This is a genomic window from Gordonia sp. i37 (genome assembly GCF_002043085.1).
Classification (GTDB): Bacteria; Actinomycetota; Actinomycetes; order Mycobacteriales; family Mycobacteriaceae; genus Gordonia; species Gordonia polyisoprenivorans.
This window is the reverse complement of the sequence record NZ_MVPX01000644.1, coordinates 1-212: the sequence shown is the minus strand read 5'-3', so window position 1 is coordinate 212 and position 212 is coordinate 1. Positions and strand designations below refer to the sequence as shown.

Genomic DNA, 212 nt, shown 5'->3' with positions numbered 1-212 from the left:
TTCCGTCACCGGCCGCTGGGCGAGGCCGGCCCGTTCGTGTTCCTCGCCGCCGACGCCCTGACCATGAAAGTCAGAGAGGGCGGGCGGGTGATCAACGCGGTGGCCATGGTCGCCACCGGGGTCAACGCCGACGGGCGCCGCGAAGTCCTCGGGCTGAGGGTGGCCACCACGGAGACGGGTGCGGCGTGGAACGAGTTCTTCGCGGACCTGGT

The 212-nt window shown here is 71.2% G+C and carries 1 protein-coding gene; it reads left to right on the top strand.

Translation table 11 applies throughout. The annotated features are described in order from the left end of the window. Positions 1-212, top strand: a 212-nt coding sequence (locus B1964_RS29155; RefSeq protein ID WP_172399015.1) for a transposase, incomplete at both ends; no start/stop codon positions are given.